We start from the raw sequence: 17,832 nt of genomic DNA, 5'->3' as shown, positions 1-17,832 counted from the left end.
CCGTCTCCACCGCCTGGGCGGTACCGGGGTCAGGCCCGCGGCAAGTCCGTGTCACTAAGATAAGAGTTCGCGCCGACAATTGCAAATAAAATTTCACTAATTTTTTTAAGTAGAAATTTATTTCCATAAACGTGTGTTTGAACGTTGGCCGCCAGCACCACTGCTGCGGCGAGAAGCTGTAAATACAAGCAGTTAGCGTATTGGCATCGATACCAGAAGCAACCAGCCAGCGGCCAGCGCCGGTGCGCCATTGTGCGGAAATGCAACGCCACGCACGCCCAGCCTGCGTGCCCGGCAGCGCATCGCACCGCCCGCACCCCGCCACACGCAAACAAAACGGGCTGCCGGTTTCCCGACAGCCCGTTGCGGCCAACCTGGCGCCGCGCGTTACCAGCGCTGCTGGCGCACCGCCTCTTCATAGCGTTCGCGCGCCGCGTTCACCTCGCTGCGCTCCGACACCTGCGGAATGCCCACCTGCCACCAGCTGCCGCCTTCCGGCGTGCACTGCGGGCCGTCCACCTGCAGGCTGATCAGATAGCTCTTGCTCGACGCGCGCGCGCGCTGCATCGCCGCTGCCAGCTCCGCCACCGTGCGCACCGTTTCCGCCGCCGCGCCCAGCGAGCGCGCGTTCATCTCGAAATCGATGCTCGGCGCGCCATCCGGCCCGGTCAGGCAGTGCTCGTACATATTGTTGAACTGCGCGCCGCCGCAGGCCTGCTGCAGGCGGTTGATGCAGGCGTAGCCGGCGTTGTCCAGCAGCACCACGATGATCTTGTGCCCCAGCATCACCGAGGTGGCCAGCTCGTTGTTGAGCATCATGTAGCTGCCGTCGCCCACCATCACGATCACCTCGCGCTCGGGCTGCGCCATCTTGGCGCCCAGGCCGCCGGCCACTTCGTAGCCCATGCAGGAGTAACCGTATTCCATGTGGTAACCGCCGGGGCGGCTGGTGCGCCACAGCTTGTGCAGCTCGGCCGGCAAGGTGCCCGCCGCGCACACCACGATGTCGTTGGCGGCAGAGTTGGCCGCCGACGCCTGCACCGCGCCGATGGCTTCGGCGTAGGTCGGCAGCGTCGCGCGCGGGCTGACCACAATCTCCGCCACCTGCCGGCGCCAGGCATCGCACAGCCGCCGTGCCTGCGTGTCCCACGCCGCCTCGCTGTGCCAGTCGCCAAGCGCGGCACTCAGTGCCGTCAGGCCGGCCGTGGCGTCGGCCTGGATGCTGCAGCCGCCCCACTTGATGGCGTCGAAGGTATTGACGTTGATCGACAGCAGTTTGGCCTGCGCGTACAGCGTGTGCGAGCCGGTGGTGAAATCCTGCAAACGGGTGCCAACCGCCAGCACCACGTCGGCGTCCTGCGCCAGCGCGTTGGCCGCCGGCGAGCCGGTAACACCGATGGAGCCGGCCAGCAGCGGGTGATCCCACGCCAGTGCGCCCTTGCCACCGTGGGTCTCGCCCACCGGAATGCCGTGCTTGTCGGCAAACTGGCGCAGCGCGGCCACGCCGCCCTGGCTGTACAGTACGCCGCCGCCGGTGACGATCAGCGGCCGCTTGGCATTTTTCAGGATCGCGGCCAGTTCCGCCACTTCGGCGGCCTCGGCCGGCGGCTGGCGGAAACGGATGGTGCGTTCGTTAAAGAACGATTCCGGCCAGTCATGCGCCAGCGCCTGCACGTCCTGCGGCAGCGCCAGCGTCACCGGGCCGCACAGCGCCGGGTCGGTGAGGTAGGCAATAGCGCGCGGCAGCGCGGTCAGCAGCTGTTCCGGCACCACGATGCGGTCGAAATAGCGCGACACCGGGCGCAGGGTGTCGGCGGCGGAGACACCGCCGTCGTGGAAGTCTTCCACCTGCTGCAGCACCGGGTCCGGCGCGCGGGTGATGAAGATGTCGCCCGGCAGCAGCAGCATCGGCAGGCGGTTGACGTGCGCGGTGGCCGCGGCGGTCACCAGGTTGTTGCAGCCGGGGCCGATCGAGGTGGTCACCGCCATCATGCGGCGGCGGAAGTGCGCCTTGGCATAGGCGGCGGCGGCCAGCGCCATGCCCTGCTCGTTGTGAGCGCGGAAGGTGGGCAGCGCATCGCGCATCGCATACAGCGCCTCGCCGAGGCCCGCCACGTTGCCGTGGCCGAAAATGGCCCACACCCCACCAAAAAGCTGCTCGCGCGTGCCGTCTTCGGCCACCACATACTGCGCGGCCAGATAGCGCACCAGCGCCTGGGCCACCGTCAAGCGTACTGTCTTCACCTTTGTCTCCTTGTCCATGCGGCCTGCCGTGGGCCGTTACGCCGCCGTCAGCGTGCGGCTACCTGCTCACGATATAGGAACGGCGCCTTTTTGCAAAATATTTTCTTAAATTTAAATTGATAGAAATTAATTTCGCAACGCTAATCACGCCAGCGCCCGCCGTCGGCCATCAAACCAGATACGGCTGCTGCCCCATGTTCTCCGGCAGATACAGCCGGAACTCGCCGGCCAGCGAGACGGAGGCATCCGCCGGCGCCATCTCCAGCGCCGCCAGCACGTGCTGCAGCGCGCGGATCGCCTGCGTGTCCGGGTCCTGGTCGATCACCACGTCCAGCAACCCCTGCTGCATGTACAGGCGGTGGTCGTCGGAAATCTCGTGCGTCACCCAGCACACCTTGTCCAGCGCAAAGCGGCGCAGCGCCGCCTCGATGCCGGGCGAGCCGGCACCGGTATTGTAGATGCCGGCAATCACGTCGCCGCGCTGGAAGGCCTGGCTCACCGCCCAGTAGCACTTGTCTGGGTCGTCGTGGGTTTCGCTGCTGTGGGCATCGCACTCCAGCTCCGGAAACTGTGCCGCCAGCACCTCGCGGCAGCCGCGGCTGCGTTCGAGGTGGCCGCGGTAGTCGCGGCGGCTGGATAGCAGCAGGATGCGGCCAACCTTGCGGCACAAGCGCCCCAGCAGATAGCCGGCGGTGCGGCCGGCGGCGTAGTTGTCGATGCCGACGTAAGCCGTGTCCGGCACCTCGTCCACCCGCGTCACCACCATGGCAATGTGCTCGCCGCGCGCGCGCGCCTGCTGCAGTGCCGCCCGCACCGCCGGCGTATCCGGCGCCGCCACGATCAGCGCCTGGCGCTGGTGGCGGCGCTGGGTGATGGCGCGCAGCAGTGCCGCCTCGTCCTGGTCCGGCGTCCACAGCCGGTGCACCACCAGCCGCTTGTCCAGCATCGCCACCCCGCGCTGCAGCGCCAGATTGAGACGCTGGAAGAACGGCGAGCGGTTGTCCGGCAGCACGATGTCGATATGAACCAGCCCGTGGCGGGTGTCCGGCAGCAACCGCGGCACGCCCAGCTGCCGCGCCGCTGCCACCACCTGCGCCCGCGCCCGTGCAGACACGCTGCCGCGCTCGTTCAGCACCCGGTCCACGGTGGCGACGCTGACGCCGGCCAGTGCCGCGATCTCGACAAAACGCGCGCTTTTCTTGCGACGGGGAGGTGTATCCATGCGTGCTTTCTTGGTTAGTGGTGGAGTCATGCAACGTTGGCCGCACGCCTTGTGGCGGGATGCGGCCAACCCTTTCTTCAATGTTACGGACAAACCGGCCGCGGATGCGCCTGCGGCTTATCCGGGCTAGCACCCATTTTGACGATTTATCGTCAACAACAATACTGCCATTTCCGTTGACGCCCTCTAGATTTAGCCAACACCAGCCCCCGACACAGGGTGCGGCCAACACTAAAAACCGGAGGAGATCATCATGAAAATTGCACTCGACCCCTATATGCACCGCCACCTCAGCTTGCCTGAGCTGGTGCAGAAAACCGCCGAGCTGGGCTACGACCAGATCGAGCTGTCGCCGCGCGCCGACTTCCTCGACTGGTGGGTGATGCCGCGCGCCCACGCCGGCCGCATCGCCGAGTTCAAGCGCGCGCTGCGCGAGCATGGCGTCGGCCTTGCCACCCTGCAGCCGATGTACCGCTGGGCCAGCCCGTTCGAGGACGAACGGCAGTGGGCGATGAAGTGCTGGAAGAAGGCCATCGAAGTATCGGTGGAAATGGACTGCCAGCTGATGATCTCCGAGTTCGGCCGTGGCGCCTCGCCGGAGCGCTCCGTCGGCCAGGGCGCCGGTGCCAACAGCAAGGAGATGTGCGAGGCGGCCTGGTGGCGCTCGATGGAAGAGCTGGTGCCGATCTTCGAACGCGAGGGCATCACCCTGTCGGTGGAGCCGCACCCGGAAGACTGGGTGGAGACGCTGGCCCCGGCGCTGGACATCGTGCGCGTGCTCGGTTCGGACAACGTCAAGCTGTCCTACATCGCGCCGCACACCTTCTATTACGGCGACGACATGGCCGCCATGCTGCGCGACGCGGCGCCGCTGCTGGCGCACGTGCGCGTGGCCGACACCTTCAACCACAAGGCCAGCTCGCAGCTGCGCTACATCGTCAACCCGCCCGGCTCCAGCCACATCCGCGTGCACCAGCACCTGAACATCGGCGAGGGCGAGATCGACTGGGACCTGTTCTTCACCACCCTGGCCGACAGCGGTTTCGACGGCGTGCTGTCGTCCTGCGTGTTCGCGTGGGAAGAGCGCGCCGATGAGTCGTCGCGCTTCATGCGCAGCGAGATCCAGCGCTACCTGACCAAGTACCAGCGCTAAGGCAGCACTCACAAAACCCCTGATGCTGCGTTGCGCCGCCTTGCCTCAGCCATTGCATTGGGTTTTGTGAGCAGTGCTCTGTTTTCCGCCACCCCGTGCGCGCCACGGGGCCGGCCCCGCTTTGCCCAAAAACCAGAAGGAGACACCAACCATGAGCCGCATCAACTTCGCCATCAACCGCATCAGCGCACCGCGCCTGTCGTTCCAGGACTACCTAGCCATGTGCCAGCGCCTGGGCGTAGCCACCATCGAGATCCGCAACGACCTGAACGGCGTGGAAATCAGCGACGGCACCGACCCGGCCGCCATCCGCGACGCCGCGCAGGCCGCCAATATCCGCATCCGTTCCATCAACGCGCTGTACCCGTTCGATGTGTTCGATGCCGACCTGCAGGCCCGTGCGGTGAAGCTGGCCGCCTACGCCCGCGACTGCGGCGCCGAGGCGCTGGTGATGTGCCCGCTGAACAGCTGGGAAGACAAGCGCAGCGCCAGCGAGCGCTACCGCGATCTGGTCGGCGCGCTGAAGCAGCTGCGCCCGATTCTGGACGACCACGGCATTACCGGCCTGGTGGAGCCGCTGGGCTTTGAGGAGTGCTCACTGCGCCGCAAGTCCGACGCGGTGAGGGCGATTTTCGACGCCGCCGGCGAGCGCCACTACCAGCTGGTGCACGACACCTTCCACCACCACCTGTCCGGCGAAGACATCTTCTACCCCGAGCTGACCGGCCTGGTGCACATCTCCGGCGTGGAATCGACCGAGCTGGCCGACAACCAGATGCGTGACGGCCACCGCGTGCTGGTGGGCGATGCCGACCGTCTGGGCAACCTGCGCCAGCTGGCCATCCTGCTGCAGCGCGGCTACGACGGCGTGGTGTCGTTCGAGCCATTTGCCGCCGAGATCATGGAAGCCAGCGACAGCGAAGCGCTGCTGCGCAGCAGCATGGACTATATCCGCCACTCGCTGACCTGAACCGCAACCGCACAAGGTTGGCCGCAAGCCTTGCGGCCAACCTTGACCCGACAGCAACAACACCAGCAACTACATAGAGAGAGAACAGATCATGACATTGCAAATCGGCGTAATCGGCACCGGTGCCATCGGCCAGGACCACATCCGCAGAATCACCCAGGCGCTGTCCGGTGCCCGCGTGGTGGCGGTCAACGACATCAACCCGCAACAGGCGCGCGACACCGTGGCGCGCTACCAGCTGGACGCCATCGTGCATACCGATGCGCACGCGCTGGTGGCCGACCCGGCAGTCCAGGCGCTGCTGGTGACCTCCTGGGGCCCGACCCACGAAGAGTTCGTGCTGGCCGCCATCGGCAAGGGTAAGCCGGTGTTCTGCGAGAAGCCGCTGGCGGTGACCGCCGAAGGTTGCCGCCGCATCGTGGACGCAGAGATCGCCCACGGCAAGCGCCTGGTGCAGGTCGGCTTCATGCGCCCGTACGACGCCGGCTACCGCGCGCTGAAACAGGTGATTACCAGCGGCCACATCGGCGCGCCGCTGATGCTGCACTGCGCGCACCGCAACCCGAGCGTGGGCGACAGCTACACCACGCCGATGGCGATCACCGACACCCTGATCCATGAGCTGGACGTGCTGCGCTGGCTGCTGGACGACGACTACGTGTCCGCCCAGGTGGTGTTCCCGCGCAAGAGCAGCCACGCCAGCGCGCACCTGGCCGACCCGCAGATCGTGCTGCTGGAAACCACCCGCGGCGTGCGCATCGACGTGGAAATCTTCGTCAATTGCCAGTACGGCTACGACATCCAGTGCTCGGTGGTCGGTGAAAGCGGCGTGGCCAACCTGCCGGAGCCGGCCAGCGTGCTGCTGCGCAGCGAAGCGCGGCTGGGCACCGCCATCCTCACCGACTGGAAGCAGCGCTTCATCGATGCCTACGACGTGGAGCTGCAGGGCTTCATCAACGGCATTCGCGACGGCGCGCTGACCGGCCCGTCGGCCTGGGACGGCTACGCCGCCGCCGTGGCCGCCGATGCCTGCGTCAAGGCGCAGGAAACGCGTCAGGTCGAAGCCATCAGCATGGGTGCGCGTCCGGCGTTCTACCCGCGCTAAGCAAGAACACAGCCGCCGGCTGCCGCACGATCACTGTCAGGGTGACGGCAGCCGGCGCGCTGTTGCAGGCATGGCACAAGCTGGTGCGTCAAAAAATTTTCTAGTGAAATAGTATTTGAGAAATTAATTTCTAATCTTATACTGCGTTGGCAATAGGCCGCCCGCCACGGGCGCCACCAGATCGCCAGCGCTGCCGGTGTGTCCGACAGACAGGCGACCAACCTACAACACGGAGAACACCATGATCGACGTAGCCCTGTTCGGCGCTGGCCGTATCGGCAAGATTCACGCGGCCAACCTGTTTGCGCACCAAGGCGTGCGCCTGAAATACGTGGTGGACACCCACGCGCCGTCCGCCGCCGCGCTGGCCGAACAATACGGCGCCAGCGTCACCGATACCGACACCGCGCTGAACGACACCAGCGTCGGCGCCGTGGTGATTGCCAGCAGCACCGACACCCACGCCGAGCTGATCCTGCGCGCCGCCGCCGCCGGCAAGGCCATCTTCTGCGAAAAACCGGTAGACCTCGACCTGGCCCGCGCCCGCGACTGCGCCGCCGCGGTGGCTGCGGCCAAGGTACCGTGCCTGATCGGCTTCCAGCGCCGCTACGACCCGACCTTTGCCGCGGTCAAGGCGCGCATCGACGCCGGCGAGATCGGCAGCCCGGAAATGCTGATCGTCACCAGCCGCGACCCGGGCGCCCCGCCGGTGGACTACATCAAGCGCTCCGGCGGCATCTTCAAGGACATGCTGATTCACGACTTCGACATCTGCCGCTGGATCCTGGCCGATGAAGTGGTAAGCGTACACGCCAGCGCCAGCGTACTGACCGACCCGGCCATCGCCGACGCCGGCGACGCCGACTGCACCGCGGTGACCCTGCGCACCAGGAGCGGCCGCCTGTGCCAGATCAACACCACCCGCCGCGCCGCCTACGGCTACGACCAGCGCTTCGAGGTGCAGGGCAGCCTCGGCATGCTGCAGGCCGGCAACCACCGTCCGACCGAAGTCACCGCCTACGGCAGCAAGCAGGTGGCCACCGACCTGCCGGAGCACTTCTTCCTGGAACGCTACCAGGCCGCCTACGCCGGCGAGATGGCGCACTTCTTCCGCGTCATCACCCAGGGCGAAACGCCGCGCACCACGGTGCAGGATGGCGTGAAGGCACTGGAACTGGCCGACGCCGCCACCCGCTCGTGGCAGGAAGGCCGCGTCATCGCCCTGTAAATCATTGCCAACCCTGCTTGCAACCTCAGCCAAACCCGGGACTGCCGCGTGACAGCGGCCTGCATCGCCGCTGAAGGACGATAGGAACGACAGCCCCGGTTTTATCGCAAGCAGGATTGGCGCCCAAATAAGGACCTCCCCGTGAGCACAGTACGTATCGCCATCGTCGGCCTCGGCCGTCTCGGCCGCCGCCATGCGGCCAACCTGCAACAAACCCACGGCGCGCAGCTGCTTGCCGCCTGCAGCCCGGTCGCGGAAGAACGCGACTGGGCCGCCACCGCCCTGCCCGGCGTGGCGCTGTATGCCGACTACGCCGAGGTGCTGGCCAACCCGGACGTCGACGCCGTGTTCCTGGTTACCCCCACCTCGCTGCACGCCGAGCAGATCATCGCCGCGCTGAAGGCCGGCAAGCACGTGTTCTGCGAAAAGCCGCTGGCGCTGAACGTGGAAGACTGCCTGGCAGTGGAAGCAGAAGCCGCGCGCCACCCGCAGCTGAAGGTGATGATCGGCTTCGTGCGCCGTTTCGACGCCAGCTACCGCGACGCCGCCGCCAAGCTGGCCGCCGGCAGCGTCGGCCGCCCCTACCTGCTGCGCTCGCAGACCTGCGACCGCAACGACGAGAGCGGCTTCTTCGTGCGCTTCTCCGCCAGCAGCGGCGGCATCTTCATGGACTGCAGCATCCACGACATCGACCTGGCGCGCTGGCTGCTGGGCAATCCGCAACCGAAGCGGGTATGGGCCACCGGCACCAACGCACTGCACCCGGCACTGGCCGAGCACCAGGACGTGGACAACGGCGTGGCGATGTGCGAGTTCGAGGGCGGCCAGCTGGCCTGCTTCTACGCCTCGCGCACCCAGGCGCACGGCCACGAGACGCTGACCGAGATCTTCGCCAGCGAAGGCCGCCTCAGCGTGGGTGCCAACCCGCGCGCCAACCGGGTGGAGATCAGCGACGCGCACGGCGTGCGCAACGAGTGCGTGCAGGACTTCTACCAGCGCTTTGCCGACGCATTCGTCACCGAGGCGCAGGTATTCGTCGACACCATCCGCGACAACCGCCCGTCGCCGGTGACCCTGGCCGACGCGCGCGAAGCCACCCGCATTGGCCTCGCCATCACCCAGGCGTTCCGCAGCGGCGAGGCGGTCAGCCTGTAAGCAGCAACGCCCCGCAGCAAGCACGCCCGCCCGGCATGGCCCGGCGGGCGTTTTGCCGTCCGCACCCCACCGTGCCGGGTTGTCGCCTGGCTCGGGATCAGGCGCCGCCCCCCACGGCAGCAGCCGTAGCGGCCACAAAAAAGCTTGGCCGCAAGCGACTCAAGTCAGGCTTGCGGCCAACCTTTTACCAGTCCGGCAAACAGGCGCGAGGGTAGCATCTGCCCCGCCCTGCGCCACCGCTCAGGCCACGCCTTGCCGCACGCTAGTGCCGGCTGCGCGGCCGCACCCGCGCCAGCAGCGGCAGGTGGTCGGACAGATGCGACCACGGCTGGCCGTGGCATACCGCCACCGACACCACTTCCAGCCCGCGCAGGTAGATGCGGTCCAGCGGCAGCAGCGGCAGGCGGGCCGGAAAGCTGCGCGCATGGCGGCCGGTATGGCTGACAAAGGCTTCCGTCAGCCCGGTGGCGGCCTTCAGATGCTCGTCGGCCTCGCGCTGCCAGTCGTTGAAGTCGCCGGCCAGGATCAGCGGCATGTCGGCGGGAATGTGCTGGCGGATGTAGCGCAGCAGCACCTGGTACTGGCGGCGGCGGTCGCGCGCCAGCAGATTGAAATGGCCGCACAGGCAGGCCACCGGCTGCGGCCAACCTTGCGGCTGGATCAGCGTATGCAGCAGGCCGCGCTGCTCCAGCCGGTTCACTGTCAGGTCATGGTTGGCCGCGGCGGAGATGGGAAAGCGTGACAACACCGCGTTGCCGTGATGGCCGTGGTCGTAGCGTGCATTCATGCCGTAGCTGGCGTGGTGCGCCAGTTCGCCGGCCAGGAAATCATGCTGTGGCCAGCCCTGATGCAGCCGCTCGCGCGCCAGGTGGCGGCCCTGCACTTCCTGCAAAAACAGTACATCCGGGTCCAGCCCCTGCAGGGCGCCGGCGATTTCCGGCATCAATGCCCGCCGCCCCAGCGGCGACATGCCCTTGTGCAGGTTGTAGGTAACCACAGCGATGGTTTTCATATGTTTTTCAGTGGGTAACGGCTGTTTTTATCTGTCGCGCCGCCGCGCGTTGTAGCAGCGCTTCTGCCCGGCAAGCGCTGGTCGCGCGCGACGACGCGATAGTCTCTGTCTTATGCAGTCTATGCCAGCCACGGCGGCGGCGCGCCGCAAAGCGGCCGGCCATTGCGCCACCGCAAGCACCGCGGCGTCACAGGCAGGAGCCGTGCCCGCGGCCACCGCGGCGGCGGCGCGGTCGATTTCGCCGCCTTACGCCGGCTGGCTCTGCAGCCAGTCCTTGAACTGCAGCAGGCATTGCTGCAGCGCCGGCCAGCCGGCATCCATCTGCGCCAGATCGCCGCTGTGGGCGGCGGCCTCCAGCTCCGCGGCGGCATCTGCCAGCAAGGTGGCGCCCACCATGCGGCTGGCGCCCTTGATCCGGTGCGCCGCCCAGGCGATACGCTCCGGATTGGCCGCCGCCACCGCCTGCTGCAGCGCTGCCATGTCGTCGTCGTTGCCATGCAGGAAGTCAGCCAGGATGTCGCGCTCCACCGACCAGTCGCCACTGCTGTACACCATCAGTACGCTGCGATCCAGCGGTGCGTCGGTCGGCATGGCCGCTGCATCTGCCGTGGCGGCAGCTGCCAGCTCCACAGTGTCGACGCTGACAGGCGGTGCCGGCTGCCAGGCGTGGTGCAGCCATTTTTCCAGCATGGCGGCCAACGCTTCCAGCCCCAGCGGCTTGGGCAAGAAGTCATCCATGCCTGCATCGCGCGTCTTGGCCACTTCTTCCTGCGAGGTATTGGCGGTGCAGGCGATGATGGGGATGTGGCGGGCATCTTCCAGCGCCGCCTCGTAGTAACGGATGGTCCGCGCCAGCTCGTAGCCATCCATCTGCGGCATGTGGCAGTCGGTCAGGATCAGTGCGAACGATTGCCGCTTCCAGCGCTGCACCGCCTCCACGCCGTTTTCCGCCACCTCCAGCGGGTAGCCCAGCAGCCCGAACTGCTTGATGGTGAGCTTGCGGTTGGTGGGGTTGTCTTCGACCAGCAGCACCGGCAGCTGCTGCGGCACCACCGGCTGGCGCACCTGCGGCAGCACCGGGGCCGCCAGCGTGGCCTGGGCGTCGGTTTTCGCTAGCGCCAGCTGCAGTGCAGCGGTTGTGCCCCCCCCCGGGGTGCTGTCCAGCGTAACCTGCCCGCCCATCAGCCGGGCCAGGCTGCGACAGATGGCCAGCCCCAGTCCGCTGCCGCCAAAGCGCCGCGTGGTGGTGCTTTCGGCCTGGGTAAACGGTTCGAACAGGCGGGCCAGATTGTCCGGCGCGATGCCGATGCCGCTATCGGCCACCTCAAAGCGCAGCGTCTGCTGGCCATCGCTGTCGTGCAGGCACTGCACCCGCAGCACGATTTCGCCGTGCTCGGTGAACTTCATCGCATTGCTGCAGAAATTCTGCAGGATCTGGCGCAGCCGCAGCGGGTCCAGCAGCAGCGTGCCGGCCACGGCGGGATCGACTTGCAGCGTGAAGGTCAGCCCCTTGTGCTGGGCCATGTCGCTGTACAGCTGGTGCACCTTGTGCATCAGCTTGGGCACCGATGCCGGCTCCGGCAGGATGTCCAGCTTGCCGGCTTCGATCTTGGAAAAATCCAGGATGTCATCGATCAGGCGCAGCAGGGTCTGCGCCGACTCCTGAATGGTGTCGATGCTGTCGCGCTGGCCGGCATCCAGCGCGGTCAGCGCCAGCAGTTCCAGCATGCCCAGCACGCCGTTCATCGGAGTACGGATCTCATGGCTGATGGTGGCGAGGAAGGCGCTCTTGGCCCGGCTGGCCTGCTCGGCCTGGTCGCGCGCCAGCAGCAGGTCCATTTCCTGCTGCTTGAGGCCGGTGATGTCGGCGTAGATGCACACCGAGCCGCCGCCCTGAATGGCCTGGTCGCTCAGCTGATACCAGCGCTCGCCGATGCTGATCTGGAACGACGCCTGCCCGCTGGCGTGGCGACGCAGGCGCTCGGCCACCCAGTCGTCGAGGGCAAACTGGTCTTCCGGATGCTCGTGGACCTGCAACGCGGTGCGCAGCAGTTGCTCGAAGTGCCAGCCCTGCAAGCCGGCAGGCGGCTGGCCGGCGCCGATCAGCTCGGCATAGCGGCGGTTGCACAGCACCAGCCGATCGCCGGTATCGAAAAAGGCAAAAGCCTCCTCCAGCGACTCGATCGCCACTTCCAGCTGCTGGCGGGCGGCGGCGGCCTGGTCGCGGGCCTGGCGCAGGGCCTCGCGCGCCGCACGGCGTTCGGTGATGTCCAGGCAGGCAAGGATCATGCCCTGCTGCGGCAGGTCCGGCAGCAGCAGCTGGCCGCTGAGCAGCACCCAGATATGCTGGCCGCTGCGATGGCGGCATTCGATCTCCAGGCTGGCCTGGCGCCCCTGCCGCTGCGCCAGCTCCAGCTGGGCGCGCAATTGCTGCCACGCCGTGTCGTCCGCGATCAGCTGCTGCAGCGCGACGCCCTGCAAGCCGCCATCGTCCATGCCGAACAGGCGGCAGCCAGCGGTGTTGGCGCGCACGATACCGTAGTCGCGGTCCAGCCGCAGCAGGCCAATCGGCGAGGCGCTGTAGATCGCCTCCTCCATTTGCAGCACTTCGCGCAGATTGCGTTCCGATGCCCGGCGGCGATCTTCCTCGGCATAGAAGCGGACGATGCTGCTGCCTGCCGCCAGCAACGGCTGCAACTCCACCTGTTGCAGCGCGTCAAGGTTGGCCGCCGCCACCCCAGCCACCATCACGGTGCGGTTGTCGACATGCACCAGCAGAAAATACCAGCCATCCTGCTGCAACACGGTGTGCTGCTGCCCCAGCTGCATGGCCTGCGCCAGCGGCATGGCGCAGAAGGCTGCCACCCAGGCCGGCAACGGCGCGCTGCCGATGCTGGCCTGCTGCTGGAACTGCTCCTGTCCATCGTGACCGCTTTGCAGCGCCAGGATCACACCATCGCTGCTGCCGCAGTACTGCAGCAGGTTGAACAGGATTTCGTGGTACACCGTGTGCCGCGAGCTGCGCGCCAGCAGCAGGCTTTCCACATGGTGGATCGCCGCCAGCAGCTGCATGCTGCGCGCCAGCGAGACTTCCGCCTCATGCCGCTCCTGCTCGTTGCGCACGATCAGCAGGTAGCGATCGCCGCCATCGGCACTGGCCGGCAAGGGGCTGAGCGAGATTTCGGCATGGAAGCAACTGCCATCGGCGTGCAGGCCGCGCCCGGGTAGCGGCCGCTGCTGGCCCTGCGCTGCGCTTTGCCACGCCGCGGCCAGCGCCTCGCACTGCAGCAGCTGGTCGATGGGCATCGCGTGCAGTTCGCGACGGCTATAGCCGAACATGCTGCTCGCCCCCTGGTTGGCCACCCGGATGCGCTGCTGGCCATCCACGGTCAGGATGGCATCGCCGGCGGCATCCAGCAGCCGCTGCATGCGCTGCAACGGTTGCAGAATGCTGCCGCGCATGCGCCGCAGCAGGTACAGGTACAGCCCCAGCCCCAGCAGGGCAAAGCCGGCATTGGTGATCAGCCCGCGCTGGTAATCGGCCTTGTTGCTTTCCACCCGCCGGGCCATGACATCGGTCAGCACATTGAACAGTGCCCCCAGCTGCAGCTTGATTTCCTGGTTCAGCTGCTGGTACTGCCGCATCGGCAGTTCCGTCCCCTGCCCCCGCTGCAACAGCGCGCGCTGCTGCTCGCTGCTGCGGCGCAGCCGCCAGACCATGTCGTTGACCCGGTACAGCTGCTGCTGCAGCTGCGCGTTGCCCAGAAAACGCACCCCGCCGCGCAAATCGCCCAGCAGCAGCTGCCCTTGTTCCTGCCGGCGCAGCAGTTCGTATTCATCACTGTTGTTGAGTTCGCGGGCAAAGTAGGCGCGTTGCAGCAAGGCATTGGACTCGGCCTGCAGCATGCTGCCCAGGCTCCAGACCTGGTACTTCAGCGTCGCCATGCGGTTGAGCGCCGGGTCGGCCTCGTCCACCAGCCAGAAGGTATCCTGCTGCAGGATGTGGTCCAGCGTGTCATACAGCGGGCCGATGGTGAGCTTCCAGCCGGATAGCGCCGTTTCGTTGAAACTGTAGGGCCGCTGCCGCAGCTCCTGGTCGATCAGCGCACGCCGGCTATGCAGCGTCGCCAGATGCTGGCGTAGCCGCCCCAGCTGCACCCCGGCCTCCGGATAACGCGCCTGGGCGCCCTGTTGCAGCTGGCGTTGCATCTGGCGGTCGGTTTCCTGACGACTGGCGGCCAGTGCGGCCAACGTTGGCCGCGTGGCAGGCGTTACCGCCAGCAGCAGGGCCAGGGTCTGATCGTTTTCGCGCGCCAGCTGCTGGGCGGCGGTAAACAGCGACAGGTTGGCGCTATTGAGGGCTTCGTGCTCGCTGGCCTTGCGATAGCCGTGATAGCCGGACCACAGCAACAGCATGGACGCCATCAGCTGCAGGCCGCCCAGCAGCAGCACGGTCAGCCGGATGGCGCGGCCAATGGCCGCCGTCTGGCTGCTGTCGCCCTGTGGCTTGTTCATTCCGCCCCCGTGGTCGCCATACTGGCCAGGCTAGTCGTCGTTAAGCTGGGTCAGCACGATGCGGCTCACCCCGAAGCGATCGGCAAATTCACTCAGCACCCGCAGCTGGGTGCGGGTAATACAGGCGCCGCGCTGCAACAGCAGGTGGCCACTCTGGCTGTGCAGATCCGCACCCAGGATCCGGCCCGGCTTGACCTCGGCCAGCGAGATGCTTTCTACCGGCGTCTGGTCCTCGTCCATCCGCCGCGCCGCCTCGGCGATCAGCTCGCCAAACAGATGCTTGTCGTGGCGGGTGCCGGTGGGGATGTTGCAGTAGGCGAACGGGTCGGCCTCCGGGCGCTGCCGGGCAAGCGCCTCCTGCAGGTGGCGCTCCAGTTCGGCGGGCTTGGGCGGCTTGATGATGAAACCGTCGGCATGCAGCCGGGCGGCCAGTACGATGTTGTTCTTTTCGGCATGGCCGGACAGGAAGACGAACGGCAGCGTGGACACGTTCAGGGTCATGCCGCAGCGAATCTCTTTCAGCAGATCCATGCCGTTGATCGGCTCCATCTGCAGATCGCACAGCACGATATCGACCAACTTGGCATCCAGCGCACGCTTGGCGGTGGCACCATCCACCGCCTGGTAGATATTGTCTTCGCTAGCGCCCAATTCACGCAGTGTTCTGACAATCAGGGTGCGTACCAGCATCTGGTCATCGACCACCAGCACCCGCAACTTGTCATAAGCAACTTTCATCGCACGCTCCCAACTTCCGGCTAACTCATGCCGTCATGATAGCCCGCTCCGTCAGCCATCGTGATTGATAAGAGTTAACTAAAAAGAAAGCCGGATATTAACAGCAAATTGCTGACAGCTATGCCATTAACCTAGCAGACGCTAGCTTTTTTATCGCTTCGGCATTAGATGGCGAAAACACCAGTGCCGCCGCCTGCTGCCACGGCAGCCACTGCCAGGCCAGGTGCTCGCCCTCTGCCAGCTGTACCGGCTGCGGCGCCGGCAGCTCCAGGCTGAACACGTGCTCGGTATTGTGGGTGACACCCGGCGCGTAGCGGTGGCGCCAGTGCGGGTAGATTTCGTACACGTTCTGCTGCTGCCAGTCGCAGAGGTTGGCCGCATCGATGCCGGTTTCCTCCGCCACTTCGCGGCGCGCGGTATCGGCCAGCGCCTCGTTGCCCTCGCGGCTGCCGGTCACCGACTGCCAGTAACCGGGGCGGTCGGCGCGCTCGATCAGCAGGATCTGCAGATCCGGGGTATGAATCACCACCAGCACCGACACCGGCTGCTTGGCCGGCTTCATGACTTGCCACCCTTGTCTTCCAGCACGCTGATCACGCCGGCCAGCTCCACCGCCGATTTGACGCCCATCTTGTCGAACACGCGCGCACGGTGCACTTCCACGGTTTTCATGCTGATGCTCAGCACTTCGGCAATCTGCTTGTTAAGCAACCCGGCCAGAATGTGCTGCATCACCTCGCGCTCGCGCTCGGTGAGCGTCTGCAGCGCATCGGCCACCTGGCGGCGGCGCTGGAAGCGATCGCGGGCCTCGGTATCACGCCGCAGACACTCCTCCACCAGCGTCAGCAGGTGCTGGTCGTCGAATGGCTTTTCCAGGAAATCCACTACTCCCAGCTTGAACGCGGCCACCGCATGCGGTACGTCGCCGTGCGCGGTCAGCATCAATACCGGCGGGCAGTAGGCCCAGCCGGCCAGTTTTTCCAGCAGCATGATGCCGCTCATGCCGCCCATGCGCAGGTCGACGATCAGGCAATTGAAGTTGGCCGCTGCCGTATCGGCCAGGAACGCCTCGGCGCTATCGTAGCCGCTGACGCCCAGGCTGGGAGATTCCAGCAGCCACAGCAGCGCCTGCCGTACCGCCAGATCGTCGTCGATCACCGCCAGTCGTTGCATGTCACATTCCTCCGGCGCCGACGGCCTCGCCCACCACGCGCACTTCACGCTGCGGGTAGGGAATGTCGATGCCATGTTCGCCAAACAGCTGCCAGATACGCAGATTGATGTCGGAACGCAGGCTCAGCATGCCGTTTTCCGGGTCCAGCACCCAGATACCCAGTTCCAGGTTAATGCCGGAATCGGCAAACGCCACCACAAACGACGCCGGTGCCGGGTCCTGCTTCACCCGCGGGTGCTCGGCCGCCTGGCGCAGCAGGGCCAGTGCCGCCGGCAAATCGGTGCCGTAGGCCACCTGCACCGGCAGGCTGATCCACAGCGCCTTGTCCGAGTACGACTGGTTGACCACGGTGCTGGCGATCAGCGTGTCGTTGGGTACCAGCGCCTCGGAGCCATCGGCAGTTTTCAGCACCACGTAACGCGAGGTGATCTTGCTGACATAGCCGGTGCGGTTCTCCACCATCAGCCGGTCGCCGATGCGGATGGAACGCTCCAGCAGGATGATGAAACCGGACACATAGTTGCTGGCGATCTTCTGCAGACCAAAACCCAGCCCCACGCCCAGCGCGCCGCCGAAGACCGACAGCACGGTCAGATCGATGCCGACGATCGGCAGCGCCACCAGCACCGCCACCACGATCAGCAGCGTGCGCGACAGCTTGCTGAACACCAGCCGCAGGTTGAGGTCGACCTCGGTCAGGCGCATCACCCGCGCCTCGATGAGCTTGCTCACCCACATCGCCGCCACCATGATCACCGACACCCACACCAGCGCCGACAGGATCATCAGCAGGTTGATCTGGTTCTTGCCGACGCGGAAGCTGATCGATTCCAGCCAGTCCAGCACCACCACATCGACGCCGGTGGCCCAGCTGACAAAACCCAGCCACAGCAGCATGGCGACAAAGTGCTCGCTGCTGCGCTCGAAGCGCCCGGTGGGCAGCGCGTGCCGCACCACCGCGGTCAGCACGCGGATCAGCGACAGCCAGAACAGCAGCATGGCGATCACCACCAACAGCTGCGATTTGCCGTGCATCGCCACATGCCAGCCCAGGCCGGCCAGCTGGGTCAACAGCTGCGCGGACAGCGGAAACACCAGCCGGTAGCCCAGGTATTTGCCAAACGACCAGTGGCCATCGGGCGCGGCCACGAACCAGCGCGCATAGATACGGCGCGACAGCACATAGGCCAGCACCACGCAGGCGGCGGCAATGCCCAGCTCCAGCCAGCCGGTAGGCCCCTGCAGGGCATCCATCAGGCGATCAAAGGTCAACGGTTGGGTGCCGTGTTCCAGCATGCATGCTCCTTGTCAGGCGA

Annotated in this window: 13 protein-coding genes; 5 read left to right on the top strand and 8 right to left on the bottom strand. The window is 66.3% G+C overall.

The genetic code is table 11. The features are described 5' to 3' along the window. Window positions 1–387 precede the first annotated feature (387 nt). A complete protein-coding gene (gene iolD / locus ABNW52_RS06615) occupies window positions 388–2,244 on the bottom strand; it encodes a 3D-(3,5/4)-trihydroxycyclohexane-1,2-dione acylhydrolase (decyclizing) (RefSeq protein WP_349585634.1) in 1,857 nt (618 codons plus the stop codon). A gap of 169 nt (window positions 2,245–2,413) precedes the next feature. After that, on the bottom strand, window positions 2,414–3,466 hold the full coding sequence (locus ABNW52_RS06610) for a LacI family DNA-binding transcriptional regulator (protein WP_349585632.1): 1,053 nt from the start codon (window positions 3,464–3,466) through the stop codon (window positions 2,414–2,416). A 253-nt stretch (window positions 3,467–3,719) separates the two neighbouring features. Between ABNW52_RS06610 and ABNW52_RS06605 the strand changes: the two genes are divergently transcribed. The 5 genes from ABNW52_RS06605 to ABNW52_RS06585 all read left to right on the top strand — a co-directional run bounded on the left by ABNW52_RS06605 (window position 3,720) and on the right by ABNW52_RS06585 (window position 9,077). Then, window positions 3,720–4,619 (top strand): sugar phosphate isomerase/epimerase family protein, encoded by a 900-nt coding sequence (locus tag ABNW52_RS06605; RefSeq protein WP_349585630.1) that lies wholly within the window; start codon window positions 3,720–3,722, stop codon window positions 4,617–4,619. A 151-nt stretch (window positions 4,620–4,770) separates the two neighbouring features. Continuing rightward, the gene (locus tag ABNW52_RS06600) at window positions 4,771–5,589 is read left to right on the top strand and encodes a TIM barrel protein (RefSeq protein WP_349585628.1); all 819 of its coding nucleotides are present in this window, start codon (window positions 4,771–4,773) and stop codon (window positions 5,587–5,589) included. A 91-nt stretch (window positions 5,590–5,680) separates the two neighbouring features. After that, on the top strand, window positions 5,681–6,694 hold the full coding sequence (gene iolG, locus ABNW52_RS06595; protein WP_349585626.1) for a bifunctional inositol 2-dehydrogenase/D-chiro-inositol 1-dehydrogenase: 1,014 nt from the start codon (window positions 5,681–5,683) through the stop codon (window positions 6,692–6,694). A gap of 241 nt (window positions 6,695–6,935) precedes the next feature. Continuing rightward, window positions 6,936–7,922 (top strand): inositol 2-dehydrogenase, encoded by a 987-nt coding sequence (gene iolG, locus ABNW52_RS06590; RefSeq protein ID WP_349585624.1) that lies wholly within the window; start codon window positions 6,936–6,938, stop codon window positions 7,920–7,922. 141 nt (window positions 7,923–8,063) lie between these two features. Continuing rightward, a complete protein-coding gene (locus ABNW52_RS06585; protein ID WP_349585622.1) occupies window positions 8,064–9,077 on the top strand; it encodes a Gfo/Idh/MocA family oxidoreductase in 1,014 nt (337 codons plus the stop codon). Between the two features lie 262 nt (window positions 9,078–9,339). On the opposite strand, the gene ABNW52_RS06580 is transcribed toward ABNW52_RS06585, so the two are convergent. The 6 genes from ABNW52_RS06580 to ABNW52_RS06555 all read right to left on the bottom strand — a co-directional run bounded on the left by ABNW52_RS06580 (window position 9,340) and on the right by ABNW52_RS06555 (window position 17,812). Next, window positions 9,340–10,089, bottom strand: a complete 750-nt coding sequence (locus ABNW52_RS06580) for an endonuclease/exonuclease/phosphatase family protein (protein WP_349585620.1) — start codon at window positions 10,087–10,089, stop codon at window positions 9,340–9,342. Between the two features lie 246 nt (window positions 10,090–10,335). After that, entirely contained in the window at window positions 10,336–14,604 is a 4,269-nt protein-coding gene (locus ABNW52_RS06575; protein ID WP_349585618.1) for an ATP-binding protein, read from the bottom strand. Between the two features lie 30 nt (window positions 14,605–14,634). Beyond that, window positions 14,635–15,342 (bottom strand): response regulator, encoded by a 708-nt coding sequence (locus tag ABNW52_RS06570; RefSeq protein ID WP_349585616.1) that lies wholly within the window; start codon window positions 15,340–15,342, stop codon window positions 14,635–14,637. A gap of 118 nt (window positions 15,343–15,460) precedes the next feature. Then, window positions 15,461–15,904: a dihydroneopterin triphosphate diphosphatase gene (gene nudB / locus ABNW52_RS06565; protein WP_349585614.1), complete on the bottom strand. Its 444-nt coding sequence runs from the start codon at window positions 15,902–15,904 to the stop codon at window positions 15,461–15,463. Continuing rightward, window positions 15,901–16,515, bottom strand: coding sequence for a response regulator transcription factor (locus tag ABNW52_RS06560; RefSeq protein WP_349585612.1), 615 nt, complete (start codon window positions 16,513–16,515; stop codon window positions 15,901–15,903). Before ABNW52_RS06560 ends, nudB begins: the two co-directional genes overlap by 4 nt. A 1-nt stretch (window position 16,516) precedes the next feature. Beyond that, window positions 16,517–17,812 (bottom strand): mechanosensitive ion channel family protein, encoded by a 1,296-nt coding sequence (locus ABNW52_RS06555; RefSeq protein WP_349585610.1) that lies wholly within the window; start codon window positions 17,810–17,812, stop codon window positions 16,517–16,519. Window positions 17,813–17,832 lie beyond the last annotated feature (20 nt).

Origin of the sequence: Vogesella oryzagri, assembly GCF_040148885.1 — a bacterium.
Taxonomy (GTDB): domain Bacteria; phylum Pseudomonadota; class Gammaproteobacteria; order Burkholderiales; family Chromobacteriaceae; genus Vogesella; species Vogesella oryzagri.
This window is presented reverse-complemented; position numbering and strand designations above follow the sequence as displayed.